Source organism: Streptomyces sp. HM190 (assembly GCF_009857135.1).
Taxonomy (GTDB): domain Bacteria; phylum Actinomycetota; class Actinomycetes; order Streptomycetales; family Streptomycetaceae; genus Streptomyces; species Streptomyces heilongjiangensis.
On record NZ_CP047318.1, the window covers coordinates 504351 to 518003 of the forward strand.

Here is a 13653-nt window from a genome sequence, read left to right on the forward strand (position 1 = left end):
GCCTGTGCCTGTGCCTCGATCCGACGATCCGGGCCCGACCGCGGACCGCGGATCGCAGACCACGGACCGCAAACCGCGGGACCGCGGTCCCGCGCGACTCTGCGTGTCGTGAACCGCTTCCACGCCGTCGTGTCGGCCGCCGTCAACCTCCCGGTGACTGATCGGGCAGCGGCCACCCGGTCTCCGGAAGGTCGCCGCGCCCGGTTCCGGCCGCGCCCACGCCCTCGATGTCCTGGGCCGCCACACGCACCAACTGCCGGCCGAGGTCGTGCAGGGCCCGGCCCGCCGCGAGCTCGTCACCGATCTCCGGCACGTCCATGTCCTCGGGGCTCCGGCGCGCCACGCCGTGCCCGACGAGCTCCGTGGTCCCGGTGTCCAGCATCACGCGCGCCTTCGTCGTCCCCTCGTCCTCGAAGAGATGGAGACGGACTTTCCATTCCACGGTATGGGCCATCACGGTCCTCCTCATCCCAGTGCGAGACGGGCACGGAGGCGGTCGCCCCGCTCCCGTGCGTCCCGCGGGTGGGCGGTGGACGGTCCTCGGGCATCGCCGACGAATGCGGCACCCGGCCTCCTCGGCGCGTGCGGTCGAACCGCCACCACCACCGTCTCCAGCATCCGCGCGCCGCCCCTTCGCGGCCACTCGCACGCAGGCCGGGCAACCGACCGCTGCTTCCACGCAGAGCACATGCGCCCGGAAGCGATCTGCGGTACTCCTCGAAGAGAAACCGCCGCGCTCCGCCGGACGCCCGACGGCACCGCCCCGCGCCCATCAGGTCGTCGAGCGCACCCGAGCGCGTCCACACCGCACCGCCGACGCACCGGGGCGGCGGCACCCCCAGCGGCAGGAGCCCCGGCGGTGGCACGTCCGCCGACCTCCCCGCGTCCTACGAGACGGAGGCAGCCCCATGGAACAAGCCCTCACCGTCGGCCTCGACGGCACACCCGAGAGCATCGCCGCCGCCCACTGGGCCGCCGACGAGGCCGAGCGCCGCAACCTCACCCTGCGCCTCATGCACGCTTGGCCCCTGCTCATCCCCGAACCGACGCGGGTGCCCTCGGAGGTGGACCAGAACTACTGGGCGAGGCGGCTCGTGCACCAGGCCAAGGCGGAGATCCAGGCCCGCAGCCCGGGGCTCACCGTCGTCGGCAACCTGGTCGCGGACGACGCCCAGCACGCACTGATCCAGGCGGCCGGCGAGTCGGAGATGCTCGTCCTCGGTTCACGGGGCGTGAGCCCGGCGGAGAGCTACTTCCTCGGCGACATCGGCATGTCCGTCGTGGGACACGCCGACCGGCCCGTGGTCCTGGTGCGGGCCGAGGAGACGGACGACGGGGGCCCGCGCGGATCCACGACGGAGGGCGCCGTGGTGGTGGCGCTGAAGCTGCACGGACCGTCCGACGACCTGCTGGAGTTCGCCTTCACCACCGCCGCGGCCCGCGGTGTGCCCCTGCGCGCCGTCCACGGCAGCAGGGTGCCGCTGCACGCGTTCACCCCGTGGGGCATGGACCACACCGTGACGCACGAAGTCAGGCAGGAAGCCCGCACGAGCCTGGGCCGAGTGCTCCAACCCTGGCGGGACAAGTTCCCGGGAGTGGCCGTGTCGGACACCGTCCGCCTGGACAGTCCCGCCCGAGCGGTCCTGTCGGCCGCCAAGGGTGCCGGACTCCTGGTCGTGGGCCGCCGCAGGCACCGCCACACCCCGGTCCCCCGTCTCGGCCCCGTCACCCAGGCGGCCGTGCACCACGCGCGCTGCCCCGTCGCCGTCGTACCGCACGCCTGACCGGGGCGGCGGACGCGCGGCAGTACGCGGTCCCGGTCCCGCCGGCGGAGAGCGGTCCCCCTGTCCGCCGCCGGGTGCGCCCGCAGGTTCGTGCGGTTCATGCGTCCCCTCGCCGTGCCCGGGGCAGGGACCAACGACCCCGCCGGTCTGCCTCTTCGGCCCATGCCGGACGGAGCGCCGGTGACGACAGTGGGAGTGAGCGCCGCAGGCGCGGGGGTCAGGCCCACGCCCGGTGATCGCGAGGAAGCGGGTGACCGCGATGTTCTGGTACGGCCACGATCTCAGCGGGTGGGGCTGGTTCGTCATGTCGACGGGCATGATCCTCTTCTGGGCCGCGCTGATCGCCTTCGGCGTGCTGCTGTTCCGGTACCTGTCCGGACCGTCCCGGACGGACGGGACGGGCACCTCGACCGGTGGTCCGCGGCCGGGGCGCTCCCCCGAGGAACTCCTCGCCGAACGCTTCGCCCGGGGCGACATCGACGAGGACGAGTACCGCCGACGCCTGACCGTCCTGCGTTCGGGGACGAACTCGCCGTCCGGCACACCCTGATTCCGGTACGAGTCGAGCCGCTGCAGCAGCACGGGAACAGAGTCACGGGCGGGGGCCATGCACCGGTGGCCCGCCCGCTCGGGTGCGCGGACCGCGCGTCCGCGTGGAACAGTGGGAAGCAGGCACGTCACCCGTCCCACCTCGGCCGGTCGGCACTGGAGGGAAGCAGCTGTGGTGCCCGTACACGCAATCGACGAGAAGACCGTCACCAGCCTGGTGGAGGACGCCGCGGCGGCCCCCTCCATGCACAACGCCCAGCCCTGGGAGTTCCGCTTCCTCCGCGACGACGGGACCTTCCACGTCCGGGCGGACCTCGACCGCGCGATGCCGCGGACGGACCCGGCCACCCGCGCCCTCCACCTGGGGTGCGCCGCCGCCCTGTTCAATCTGCGCGTCGCCGCAGCCCACGCGGGCTGGACCCCGGTCACCGAACTGCTGCCCGATCCCTCGGACCGCCGGCTGCTCGCGGTCGTACGGCTCACCGGACAGGCCCCGGCCGAGGACGACCTCGCCCCGCTCCACCCGGCGATCCGCCGGCGCCGCACCAGCAGGCAGCCGTTCTCCGACGAGGTGGTGCCCGACGCCATCAAGGACGGCCTCAGCGCCGCCGCCCTGCTGGAGGGGGCACGGCTGGCGTTCCCCGACATGTGGCACATCCAGACCCTGCTGGACTCGGTCCGGGACGCGGAGGGGCGGGACGCGCACGACCCGGCCGCGGTGGAGGAACTGAGGCACTGGGTCCGCGTGGGCACGCAGGAGCGGGGCACGGCGGGCGACGGGGTGCCGGACTACGCCTTCGGCCCGCTCAAGCGGTACGGCGGGGCGCCCGTACGCGACTTCGCCGGCCGGCAGCCGCTTCCCGGCCGCGAGACCGTCGTGTTCGAGAGCGCGCCCCAGCTCGCCGTCCTGGGCACCAGGGACGACCGGCCGAGGGACTGGCTGGTGGCGGGGCAGGCCATGGAGCGTGTCCTGCTGCAGGCCACCATGGACGGGCTGGCCACCTCGCTCACCTCCCAGGCCCTCGAATGGCCCGAGGTCCGCTGGATCACCCGGGACCCGGAGTCCGCGATGGGTTTCGTGCAGATGGTGATGCGGCTCGGCTACGGCCCCTCGGGCCCGGCGACCCCACGCCGACCGGTGGACGAGGTGCTCACCATCGACTGAGGCGGACGTCGCGCCGGCCGCTCGGCCCCCCGCCTGGAGTCCTGGACGTGACCGCGCCGAACGACGAAGGGATCGGTCCTCATGAGCACGGAGTTCTACGCGCCCCCTCATCCGGCCCGGCTGAGCGCGAGGCTCGACACCCCGCTCTCACGCTGGCTGTGGCTGGTGAAGTGGTTGCTGGCGGTCCCCCACTACGTCGTCCTGATGTTCCTGTGGGTGGCGTTCGTCGTGGTCTGTGTCATCGCGTTCTTCGCGATCCTGTTCACCGGCCGCTACCCGCGGTCGTTGTTCGACTTCAACGTCGGTGTGCTGCGCTGGAGTTGGCGCGTGGCGTACTACGCGTACGGAGGGCTGGGCACCGACCGCTACCCGCCCTTCGCCCTCGCCGACGTCCCCGACTATCCGGCCCGCTTCGACGTGGCGTACCCGGAACAGCTCTCCCGCGGTCTGGTCCTGGTGAAGTGGTGGCTGCTGGCGATCCCGCACTACCTGGTGCTGGGGTTCCTGCTGGGCGGCACGCGGGTGGTGTGGTTCTCCGGAGGGCTCATCGGGCTGCTGGTGCTGTTCGCCGGTATCGCGCTGGCCGCGACGGACCGGTATCCGCGCGGACTCTTCGACCTGGTCATCGGGCTGAACCGCTGGGTGCTGCGGGTGGCCGCCTACGCAGCCCTGCTCACGGACGTGTATCCGCCCTTCCGGCTCGACCAGGGCGGTGAGGAACCCGCTCCGCACCTCTGATCCGATGTCCGCGAGTCCCGAGGCACGAGGGACCCGGGTCTCGTACGTGGGCCCGATCGGCCTCTGTCCGGGGCGGGCGGCGCGCAGGAGGCTGTCGGGGACGGAAGGCGTCCACCGCGACCGGAAGGGCGGACCGTGATGGAACCGACGAGGAGCACCCCGGGCACGCCGGTGGTGGAAAGCCGCACCGGGCACGGGACCGGCGGCGGGCGCCGCACCCGGGAGGTCGTCCTGGGCCTGGACGCGCGGAATCCCGTCGACAGCGCGGTCGGCTTCGCCTTCGACTGCGCCCGCGCGCGGGGGACGCGTCTGCGGGTCGTGCACGCGTGGGCGCTTCCCGCGAGCGCCGCCGAGTGGCCGTTCGCCGTACCGGAGAAGGACCGTGCGACATGGGAGGACCACGAGGTGCAGCTCCTGGCCGACGCGCTGCGCCCGTGGCGGGAACGGTACCCGGACGTCCCGGTGGTCGAGGACGTCGTACTGCTGTCCCCCGTCCAGGCACTGGCCCACCACGGGGCCGGGGCCGGGCTGGTCGTGGTGGGGACCACGCCCGGTCCGCGTTCCCGTGCGACCGTACGCGCCCTGCTGGACGAGGCGTTGTGCCCGGTGGTGGTGGTCCCGGCCGACTCACGGACGTGACCTGACGGGCAGCGGGCCACCTGTGCGCCGGCCGAGCGGTGGGACGGGCGTCAGTCCACGACGACCCCCGTCCGCACTGCGGGGGCCGTGCCGATGAGCGCGCCGCCGAAGTTGCCCTCGACCTCGGACTTCTCCGCGGCGTTCGGGTACGGGTTCGTGCACGCGGTGCCCGCGCTGGACCCGGACATCAGGCTGGAGCACGGTCCGGGCTTGCGGTCGGGCAGGCCCAGGATGTGCCCCAGTTCGTGCGCGGAGATGCGAACGGTGTTGTAGCCCTGGTCGACGGCCTGGCGTCCCATGTAGACGGTTCCGTTGCCGAGGGAGGTGGTGAGGGCGCGCGGCCAGCCGTTGTCCGCGACGACCCGGATGTTCGCGCGTTGCCCGGTGGCGGCGGGCCGCAGTTCGACGGCGTCGACGCTCTCGTTCCAGATCGCCGCGCCCCGGTCCACAGCGCTCCTGAACTCGGCGGAGCCGCTGGCGTCGTAGGTGAGGACGCGGGCGGCGGCGGGAGCGTCCGCCCCGGCAGGTGCGGCCGTGGCCTGACCGCCCGTGAGGGACAGGGACACCACCATGGCCGCGGCGAAGCCGCCGGTCAGCGTACGGATGTGCATGTTCGACCTCCTTGTGGGGGAAGGTAGTCGTGCGCATGACATTCTGGTGGTGCCTGCCCGGTGACGGTGAGGGTGAATCCGTCAATCTGGAACGGCATTCGGCCGGACCACCGTCGGGGGCCGTCCGGGCGACGGGTGAACCCTGGTCCGACTTCCTTCGCAGGCGTCGGCTTCATTCCGGGGCCCCAGCCGTACGAGCCCCACCAGATGTTCCATGGTGTTCCGCGGCTGGCACGCAGAGGCGGGCGTCTTCTCGGCTCTGCCGGACGCACCGGTGGAGCCGGACGACCCCCAACCCTGGTGGCGCAGGCTGAAGGTTCGGAAGGCCAGGACGCGGCCGGCCTCCTCGACGCACCTGAGTCAGCCGCCCAGAGCTACGCGCTGCGTCTGACCGGCCTCACTCGGCACGAGCGAGCGCCAACCGCCCCCGGGCCCCGACTACGCCACGACCGCCCCCCCTTCCGAGGAGGGTCCGGCCCGTACGGCTCGTCACCGCCCCACCCGCTACTCGTCCGTCCAACTCCCCGGGGCCGCGTCCCACGGACACGGACCGGTGCCGTCCGTCCAGTTCCCGAGCCGCTCCCCGTCCACGCAGACGATCCCGCACTGGTCGGCGTACTCCATCGCCGGCGCCGTGAAGTCGCTGGTGGTGACGAGGACGGCCACGTCGGCCCCGTGGACCGTGAAGCACGTGCCGCCGAAGCGCTGGAGGTCCTGGGAGCCGACGCGGTTCGACTCGCCGTAGTGCTTGCACTGGACGACGACACGGCGCCCGTCCGGCGTCACCGCCACGACATCGGCACCCAAGTCACCCGCGCCGCCCACGACTTCGACGTCCGAGCAGCCGTCGCGCTCGCAGAGGGCGGCGATCGCCTCCTCGAACTCCCCGGGCGTCAGGGAGTCGTAGCCGGGATCGACCGCATGGCCGGGATCGACCTCGTGGCCGGGGTCCACCTCATAGCCCGGGTCGGCCTGGACAGCTGGTCGCTGACGGGCGATCAGGTCCGCGTCCAGTTCCTCGGCCGCCTCCCTCGCCGCTTCGTCGAGCGCCGTCGCGGCCCGGCGCGCCGCCCGGGCCACGTGCAGGCGGCGCCGCAGACCCACCAGGGCTGCGGCGCCCATGACGACCAGCACCAACACCCAGCCGGGACGCCTCTCGACGGCGCCCGCCACCATGCGGGCCACCCAGCCGAGAACGCTGAGCAGCGCGGCCAGGATGACGAAGAACAAGGCGGTCGAGCGAAGGTCGAACCGATGTCGGCGGTGTGCGGCCGATGCTCGGCGGACGGGCAGAGTCCGCGTGGGCGGTGCCTGCCGCACAGGCCGTATTCGACGCACCGGCAGTGTTCGACGCGCGGGTACGGTCACGCCAAGCCCCCCTCAGGACCGATGGGAAAGATCACTTCCACCGTCTGCCCAAGATCGCCTTCTTCATCGTCCGCACCGCTGGCGACAGCTCAGACGCGATCCGCTCGACCTCGTTCCGCCCGAGGCGCTCCCGTCGGCCGGGAGGCACGGTCGTGCGCGGTCGGGCGCTGCGGCTTGGCCGGGGTCCGTGGGTGCAGTTCCAGGGCCAGGGGGGTGGCGGTGAAGACGGAGGAGTACGTGCCGACCGCCAGGCCGATGAGCAGGGCGAGGGCGAAGTCGGTGAGGGTGTCGTCGGCGAGGACGGCCAGGGCGGCGAGGATGAGGGCCGCGCCCGTTCCCGTGTTGACGGTGCGGGGCAGGGTCGTCAGGATCGCCCGGTTGGCCAGGCGGGCCAGGGGCCCGGTGCGGTCACGGGCGAGAAGTTCGCGTACCCGGTCGAAGAGGACGACGGAGTCGTTGACCGAGTAGCCGATGACGGTGAGCAGCGCCGCCAGGAAGACGCCGTCGACGGGCTTGCCGAGCCAGGCGAAGACGCCGGCGAGGATCAGCACGTCATGGGCGAGCGCGCCGACGGCCGCGGTGGCGAACCTCCAGCGGAAGCGGACCGCCAGATAGGCCAGTTGGGCGCCGAGGGCCAGGCTGAGGGCGATGAGGGCGTTGCGGCGCAGTTCGTCCCCCAGCGTGGGGCCGATCAGTTCGTCGCGGACCTTCTCCGCGTCGCCGCCGAGCCCGGCGACGGTGTCGGTGACGTTGGCCGTGTCGGTGTCGGTCAGGTCCTCCGCGCGGACCGTGAGCCGGCCGTCACCGGAGGACTGGACGAGAGCGCGCGGGAACCCGGCCTCGGCCAGGGCGACGCGTGCCCGGTCCGGGTCCACGGGGGCACTGGTGGCGTACTCGACGAGGCGGCCGCCGGTGAACTCGATGCCGAAGTCGAGGCCGCGCACCACGATGCCCGAGGCCGTCATGACGAGGAGGGCGGCGGAGACCGCGAGCCAGCGGCGCGGATGCCGCATCAGGTGCGGACCGCGGCGCAGCAGCCGGTCACGGACCCAGCCGGTGTGGGCGATACCGGACAGGTGCGGACGGCGGTGGACGGCCGCACGGCTCGCTGCGTACTCGGCGAGCACACGGGTGATCAGCAGGGCGCTGACCATGGAGGCGAGGACGCCGATGCCGAGGGTGACGCCGAAGCCGCGCACCGGACCCGAGGCGAAGGCGAACAGCAGGCCGGCGGCGATCAGGGTGGTGATGTTGGAGTCGGCGATCGCGCTCAGCGCGCCGCGGAACCCGGCGGCCAGCGCCGAGCGGGTACTGGGACGGTTGCGGATGGCGTGCTCTTCGCGGGCGCGTTCGAAGACCAGGATGTTGGCGTCGACGGCCATGCCGATGGCGAGGACGAACCCGGCGAGACCGGGCAGTGTCAGGGTCGCGCCGAGGGCGGCCAGGGCGGCGTAGGAGATCAGTCCGTAGCAGGCCAGGGCCAGAGTGGCGAGCAGTCCCATGAGGCGGTAGACGGCGATGACGAACAGCGCGGTCAGCGACGTGCCGATGACGGCGGCCCAGGCGGCCGCGGTGACCGCCGCGTCGCCGAGGGTGGCGCCGATGGTGCGCTGTTCGATGACCTCCACCGGTACGGGCAGGGCGCCGCCGGAGACGAGCAGGGCCAGTTCGCGGGCCTCGGTGGCGTCGAAGGAGCCGGTGATCTGGGTGGTGCCGCCGGCGATGCCGGCGCCGCAGGTCACGGAGGTGGCGACCTGCGGTGACGAGATGATCTTGTCGTCCAGGACGATGGCGATACGGCGCTGGGGGTCCCCCGCCGGGTGGCAGGCGGCGTCGGCGGTGATCGCGGCCCAGCGGTCGCGGCCGGTATCGGTGAAGTCGATGGTGACGTGCCATCCGGCGCCGGTCTGCTGGTCGATGCGGGCGTCGGCGCTCTTGACGTCCTGACCGGTCAGCTCGGCGGCCTTCAGCCGCAGGGGCTGCCCGGCCTCGTCCGGCAGCACACGTGCGGCGGTGGCGTCGGCCGGGGCCGCGGCGGTGTCGGCGTCCTCGGCCCGGCCGAGGACTTCGTGCACGGTGAGTTGCGCGGTGCGGCCCAGGACGTCGGTGGCCTTCTCCGGGTCCTGGACGCCGGGGAGTTCGACGAGGATGCGGTGATCGCCCGAGCGGACGAGGGTGGGTTCGGCGACACCGAGCGCGTCGACACGGCCGCGCAGGACCTCCACGGTGCGGTCGGTGGCCTCACGACTCGCCTCGGCGGCGGGCGTGGAACGGGTCTCCAGCACGATCTGACTGCCTCCGCGCAGGTCGAGTCCGAGACGGACCGGCACGGTCAGGGCGATGGCCAGTGATCCGGCGATCACCGCGAGGGCGAGCAGCGCACGGGTGCGCAACGAGCGGTTGTGGCGTTTCAAGACAAGCCTCCGGCAGGCATGCCGCGGCAGCCGTGGCGCGGCCGCGACGGGAAGAAGAAGAAAGGGGTCGCTCAGATGCCGGAGGAAGCCGGAGGCGCCCGGCCCCGGTCGTGGGCCGACCGGCCGGGTGAGACCGCAGGACGCGCGGACGGGACGGGGGCGTACGTCCCCTCGGCCGGGAGGCCGGTGGGACCGCCGAGGTCGTCGGTGGCGTGGTGTTCCGGGAGCGAGGGCCGCTCGCCGTGCTGTCCCTGCCGGGCCAGGACCTGGACCGCGCAGTCCAGGGCGCAGGAGGCCTCTACGCGGGGGGCGGTGTACGTGTGCGCGGCGGCCGTGCCTGCGGCGACCGGGTCGGGTGCGGGACCGGGACGGGCGTGCTCGACGAGGGCGGAAGGCGCCGAAGGCGCGGAGGCGGAGACAGCGGAAGGCGCTGCGGAGGCGGAGGACCTGGCGAGGGAGGAGGGCGTGGCGAGCGAGGAGAGGGCCTGCGTCCCCGGTATCAGGACGGCGAGGAGCAGCACCAGGGTCACGGCCATCCGGTGACCGGCGGCCGGGACGGCGTGGAGTGCTCGGCGCATGCGCCGTCCTTTTCTGTGTCGTCGCAGTCACCGCCGTACCGGGCCGCCGCCCGGCGGCGGTGGTGGCGGGCGGCGGCAGCGGGGGCGGGGGCGGGGGCGGGTCAGGGTTCGATGAGGCCCGCGCGAATCGCGTAACGGGTCAGTTCGAGCCGGTCGCGCAGGCCGAGCTTCTGCAGCAGGTTGGCCCGGTGGCGGTGCACCGTCTTGATGCTGATGACGAGGATGTCGGCGATGTCCTTGGAGGAGTGGCCCTCGGCGACCAGCTTGAGGACCTCCTCCTCGCGGGGCGTGAGGAGCTGGTCGGCGTTCTCCTCGCCGTGGCGTACCCGGTCGAGGTAGTTGCGGATCAGGGCGGTGACCGCGCCGGGGTAGAGGAACGGCTCGTCGCGCATCGCGGCGCGGCACGCGGCGACCAGGTCGCGGTCGGCGACGGACTTCAGCACGTAGCCGCAGGCACCTGCCTTGAGCGCCTGGAACAGGTACTGCTCGTTGTCGTGCATGGTGAGCATCAGGATGCGCAGGCCCGGCTTGAGCGTGGCCAGCGCGCGGGTCGCCTGCAGGCCGGTCATCCGTGGCATGGCGATGTCCAGGACGGCCAGGTCGATGTCCTGACGGCGGGCCGCCTCGATGGCCTCCGCACCGTCCCCGGCCTCCGCGACCACCTCCAGGTCCGGTTCCCGTTCCAGGATCAGGCGTACGCCACGCCGCACGAGGGCGTGGTCGTCGGCCAGCAGGATGCGGATCGGCGCCTGCGCGGCCGCGGGGCCGGGGCCGTACCTCGGTTCGGGAGCCGGGGACGCGGGCGGCACGGGCGGCGGGGCCGCGGCGGGGTCAGGCGGCGGGACCGGGGCGGACATGGTCGCTGCTTTCTGGGGACGGGGTGGTGAGGCGGATCCGGGTTCCGGTGCCCGGGGTGGAGGTGAGGTGCAGGGCCGCCCCGGCGAGGAGGGCGCGTTCGCGCATGCCGCGGATCCCGGCGCCCTCGCACGGTGCCTCGATGCCGCGGCCGTCGTCGGTGATCTCCAGCACCACGGCCTCCCCCTCGCGGCGCAGGCTCACGTCGACGCGGCCGGCGTCGGCGTGGCGGGCCGCGTTCGTCAGGCTCTCCTGCGCCACCCGGTACAGGACGAGTTCGGTCTCCGGGCTGAGGGCGGGCAGGTCGGTGTCGAAACGGCGCACGACGTGCAGACCCGTGTGGGTGGCGAAGTCCTGGGTGAGCGAGGTCAGGGCGCTGACCAGACCGAGGTCGTCCAGCACACCCGGGCGCAGGCGGCGGACCAGGCGGCGGACCTCGTCCAGGCTGTCGCGGGTGATCTCCTGCGCCTGCCGCAGCTCCTCGCGGAGCGGGTCCTCGGCGTCGTCGGCGGCCCGTTTGAGGACCAGCAGGATCGCGGTCATGCTCTGCCCCACCTCGTCGTGCAGTTCCTGCGCGATACGGCGGCGCTCCGCCTCCTGGGCGAGCAGGGCCCGCGCGCTGGAGGTGGCGCGCTCGTGCTCCAGCCGGTCGAGCATGGCGTTGAACGTGCGGATCAGCTCGCTCACCTCGCCCCCCGCGCCGGGCACCGGCAGCCGCTGCCCGGGGCGCAGCAGGTCGACGGTGGCCATCAGCCGGGTCAGCCGGTCCAGCGGGGCCAGGCCCAGACGCAGCAGGGCGGCGTTGGCGACCAGCATGACGGCGAGGCCGCCCACCAGGATGAACGCCTCGGTCAGCAGGACCGGCACGGAGACGGTCACCGGAGCCCACAGCAGCAGAGCCGTCGCGGCGCCCAGCACCAGGGCGTTGAGCCCGAAGATCCGCCAGAACAGCGACACCGGGGAAACGCCTCCCTCCGCGAACCCGACCTCGTTCCCCTCCACTGTCGGTCGCCGTGGAACCCTGGAGCAATCGAAGCCTCTGATTGTGACCGTTATCCCCCTACTCTGCCTTGAATTACGGGAGGAAGCGAGGGGCTGCGGTACCCATATCGGAGGTCGACCGGTACCCATGGGCATGGGCAACGCGGTGCCGGGGAAATGGGGCCCGCGCCCGATGGGCTTTGGGCGCGCGGACGGGCAGTGTCGTGGGTGACCGAGCCGCCCGGACGGCCGGCGGATACGGGGCCCCCGACCGTACGCCGCCGGGCCGGGCGGCCGTTGCTGCGCCCGGCCCCCTTCAGGAAGGACCCTTCCCGTGCCTCTGGACACATCCCGGACCGATTCCCGTCCCGCGCGACCGGCCGCGCATGAAGCGCGGCAGCGCCTCGAACACGCCCGCAACAGCCGGATGGCACAGCTCCGGGCCCTGCGTGAGAGCGGGCAGAGCGCGGAGGACCCCCTGATGTCGGCGCAGGCCGACGCGATCGGGAAGGTCCTCAAGGAGATCGACGCGGCGTTCGCCCGTATCGACGAGGGCACCTACGGCACGTGCGTGGGCTGCTCCACGCCGGTCCCCGTGGAACGCCTGGAGATCCTCCCCTACACGCGGTACTGCGTGGCCTGCCAGCGCCGCGCCGCCGCCTGATCCGTCCCGCCGTCCCGCCCGTTCCTGTCTCCCGCCCTGCTCACAAGGGGTGAAGTGGTGAACCACCAGACCATCGGCGTCCAGGCCACGCATCTGTCGCCCGAGGACCTCGCCGCGCTGCAGGAGAACCTGCGCGAGCAACTCGTGTTCCGCCGGGAACAACTGCGGCAGATCGCCGCGGCGTCCCGCTCCGAGGACCTGCGCCGACGCCGCTGTCCGGCGCAGGACGAAGTCCATGTGAAGCTCGCCGCCTCCGCGCGCATGGTCCTCGCCGACGTCGAGGCGGCACTGCGCCGTATCGCCGAGGGCCGCTACGGCATGTGCCACCTGTGCCGGCGCCCCGTCGACCGCGAACGGCTGACGGTCGTCCCGCAGGCCCGCTACTGCGGGCGGTGCCAGCAGGTGCGGGAGGCCGGGCGATGACCGTCATCCGCCGTCCCCGCGCCGTGTTCCCGGCGGGGCACCGGCCCTGGCCGCGGTGCCGGCGGTGCTGCGGCCTCGCCCTCGACCTGGGCAGCCTGCGCACCCGCGCGTGGATCGCCGGCCGCGGCATGATCCTCGACGTACCCACCGTGACCCGTCCCGGCACCGACGAGGTGTACCCGATCCAGCGCGGCACGATCGTGGACGTGCCCGGAACGGCTCGTATGCTCGACCGGCTGCTCGGTCACCGCCTGCCCGGCCTCACCCGCCCCCTGGTGGTGGTCACGACACCGGTGCTGGGCGGCCCCGTCTACCGGGAGCGGGCCCGCGCCGCGGTCGCGGTGCTGCGGCCTCGCGCGGTGCTGACCGTGCCCACGGCCCGCGCGGTCGCCCTCGCCGCCCGGGCCGACCTGGAGCGCCCGCTGCTGGTCGTGGACATCGGTGCGCACCTCACCGAGGTCGTCCTGCTCTGCGACGGCCTCGTCTTCGACGCCCGGCGTACGGCCCTGGGCACCGCCGACGTCTCCCGCGCCGGTGAGCCCGAGGAGATCATCGGGGCGATCACCACCATGGTCACGTCGATGCTGCGGCAGGACCGCACGTCCCTGACCGCCGACGCCCTGAGCCGGGGCCTGCTCCTGGCGGGCGGTGGCGCGCTGCGCCCGGACCTCACCTTCCGGCTCGGCGGCAGCCTGCGCACGTCGATGCGGGTGGTACCGGCACCGCACACGGCCGCGCTCCGCGGCGCCGCCGCCTTCCTGCAGTCCGCGCACGCCCACCCGTCGGCCTAGAAGGCTCACCGAGATCTCCATGAGCCTTCTAGCTGTTCCGTCCCGGGAGCCGGGGCCGGGGCGGAGTGCGGCCAACGGCCGACGGCCGCCGGG

Annotated in this window: 15 protein-coding genes; 8 read left to right on the forward strand and 7 right to left on the reverse strand. The window is 73.3% G+C overall.

Annotated features, from left to right (window positions below):
• Window positions 1-142: 142 nt before the first annotated feature.
• A complete protein-coding gene (locus GSY65_RS02020; protein ID WP_159765644.1) occupies window positions 143-454 on the reverse strand; it encodes a DUF1876 domain-containing protein in 312 nt (103 codons plus the stop codon).
• A 454-nt stretch (window positions 455-908) separates the two neighbouring features.
• Here GSY65_RS02020 and GSY65_RS02025 point away from each other — a divergent pair, with 454 nt between their 5' ends.
• The 5 genes from GSY65_RS02025 (at window position 909) to GSY65_RS02045 (ending at window position 4875) form a co-directional block, all read left to right on the forward strand.
• Window positions 909-1784 (forward strand): universal stress protein, encoded by an 876-nt coding sequence (locus tag GSY65_RS02025; RefSeq protein ID WP_159765645.1) that lies wholly within the window; start codon window positions 909-911, stop codon window positions 1782-1784.
• A gap of 259 nt (window positions 1785-2043) precedes the next feature.
• Window positions 2044-2334: an SHOCT domain-containing protein gene (locus GSY65_RS02030; RefSeq protein ID WP_159775539.1), complete on the forward strand. Its 291-nt coding sequence runs from the start codon at window positions 2044-2046 to the stop codon at window positions 2332-2334.
• A gap of 174 nt (window positions 2335-2508) precedes the next feature.
• Complete coding sequence (locus GSY65_RS02035) at window positions 2509-3498, forward strand: Acg family FMN-binding oxidoreductase (RefSeq protein ID WP_443043192.1); 990 nt, start codon at window positions 2509-2511, stop codon at window positions 3496-3498.
• A gap of 81 nt (window positions 3499-3579) precedes the next feature.
• A complete protein-coding gene (locus GSY65_RS02040; protein ID WP_159765647.1) occupies window positions 3580-4236 on the forward strand; it encodes a DUF4389 domain-containing protein in 657 nt (218 codons plus the stop codon).
• 138 nt (window positions 4237-4374) lie between these two features.
• Window positions 4375-4875, forward strand: coding sequence for a universal stress protein (locus GSY65_RS02045; RefSeq protein ID WP_159765648.1), 501 nt, complete (start codon window positions 4375-4377; stop codon window positions 4873-4875).
• Between the two features lie 50 nt (window positions 4876-4925).
• On the opposite strand, the gene GSY65_RS02050 is transcribed toward GSY65_RS02045, so the two are convergent.
• The 6 genes from GSY65_RS02050 to GSY65_RS02075 form a co-directional block, all read right to left on the reverse strand.
• Window positions 4926-5486 (reverse strand): snapalysin family zinc-dependent metalloprotease, encoded by a 561-nt coding sequence (locus GSY65_RS02050; protein WP_159765649.1) that lies wholly within the window; start codon window positions 5484-5486, stop codon window positions 4926-4928.
• A gap of 504 nt (window positions 5487-5990) precedes the next feature.
• On the reverse strand, window positions 5991-6716 hold the full coding sequence (locus GSY65_RS02055; RefSeq protein ID WP_328707477.1) for a restriction endonuclease: 726 nt from the start codon (window positions 6714-6716) through the stop codon (window positions 5991-5993).
• A gap of 227 nt (window positions 6717-6943) precedes the next feature.
• Entirely contained in the window at window positions 6944-9268 is a 2325-nt protein-coding gene (gene secD / locus GSY65_RS02060) for a protein translocase subunit SecD (RefSeq protein ID WP_159765650.1), read from the reverse strand.
• A 71-nt stretch (window positions 9269-9339) separates the two neighbouring features.
• The gene (locus GSY65_RS02065; RefSeq protein ID WP_159765651.1) at window positions 9340-9846 is read right to left on the reverse strand and encodes a hypothetical protein; all 507 of its coding nucleotides are present in this window, start codon (window positions 9844-9846) and stop codon (window positions 9340-9342) included.
• A 101-nt stretch (window positions 9847-9947) separates the two neighbouring features.
• The gene (locus GSY65_RS02070; protein WP_159765652.1) at window positions 9948-10703 is read right to left on the reverse strand and encodes a response regulator; all 756 of its coding nucleotides are present in this window, start codon (window positions 10701-10703) and stop codon (window positions 9948-9950) included.
• On the reverse strand, window positions 10678-11658 hold the full coding sequence (locus GSY65_RS02075; RefSeq protein WP_159765653.1) for a HAMP domain-containing sensor histidine kinase: 981 nt from the start codon (window positions 11656-11658) through the stop codon (window positions 10678-10680). Before GSY65_RS02075 ends, GSY65_RS02070 begins: the two co-directional genes overlap by 26 nt.
• A 358-nt stretch (window positions 11659-12016) precedes the next feature.
• Here GSY65_RS02075 and GSY65_RS02080 point away from each other — a divergent pair, with 358 nt between their 5' ends.
• Genes GSY65_RS02080 through GSY65_RS02090 form a run of 3 tightly spaced genes read left to right on the forward strand, consistent with a single transcriptional unit; the run spans window position 12017 to window position 13560 of the window.
• Window positions 12017-12346, forward strand: coding sequence for a TraR/DksA family transcriptional regulator (locus GSY65_RS02080; protein WP_159765654.1), 330 nt, complete (start codon window positions 12017-12019; stop codon window positions 12344-12346).
• A gap of 54 nt (window positions 12347-12400) precedes the next feature.
• Entirely contained in the window at window positions 12401-12769 is a 369-nt protein-coding gene (locus GSY65_RS02085; RefSeq protein ID WP_159765655.1) for a TraR/DksA family transcriptional regulator, read from the forward strand.
• A complete protein-coding gene (locus GSY65_RS02090) occupies window positions 12766-13560 on the forward strand; it encodes a rod shape-determining protein (protein WP_159765656.1) in 795 nt (264 codons plus the stop codon). The genes GSY65_RS02085 and GSY65_RS02090 overlap by 4 nt, the downstream gene beginning before the upstream one ends.
• The last annotated feature ends 93 nt before the right edge of the window (window positions 13561-13653 follow it).

Coding starts and splice junctions, on each gene's coding strand:
- GSY65_RS02020 (WP_159765644.1), bottom strand. CDS start 454: ATGGCCCATACCGTGGAATGGAAAGTCCGTCTCCATCTCTTCGAGGAC.
- GSY65_RS02025 (WP_159765645.1), top strand. CDS start 909: ATGGAACAAGCCCTCACCGTCGGCCTCGACGGCACACCCGAGAGCATC.
- GSY65_RS02030 (WP_159775539.1), top strand. CDS start 2,044: ATGTTCTGGTACGGCCACGATCTCAGCGGGTGGGGCTGGTTCGTCATG.
- GSY65_RS02040 (WP_159765647.1), top strand. CDS start 3,580: ATGAGCACGGAGTTCTACGCGCCCCCTCATCCGGCCCGGCTGAGCGCG.
- GSY65_RS02045 (WP_159765648.1), top strand. CDS start 4,375: ATGGAACCGACGAGGAGCACCCCGGGCACGCCGGTGGTGGAAAGCCGC.
- GSY65_RS02050 (WP_159765649.1), bottom strand. CDS start 5,486: ATGCACATCCGTACGCTGACCGGCGGCTTCGCCGCGGCCATGGTGGTG.
- GSY65_RS02065 (WP_159765651.1), bottom strand. CDS start 9,846: ATGCGCCGAGCACTCCACGCCGTCCCGGCCGCCGGTCACCGGATGGCC.
- GSY65_RS02070 (WP_159765652.1), bottom strand. CDS start 10,703: ATGTCCGCCCCGGTCCCGCCGCCTGACCCCGCCGCGGCCCCGCCGCCC.
- GSY65_RS02090 (WP_159765656.1), top strand. CDS start 12,766: ATGACCGTCATCCGCCGTCCCCGCGCCGTGTTCCCGGCGGGGCACCGG.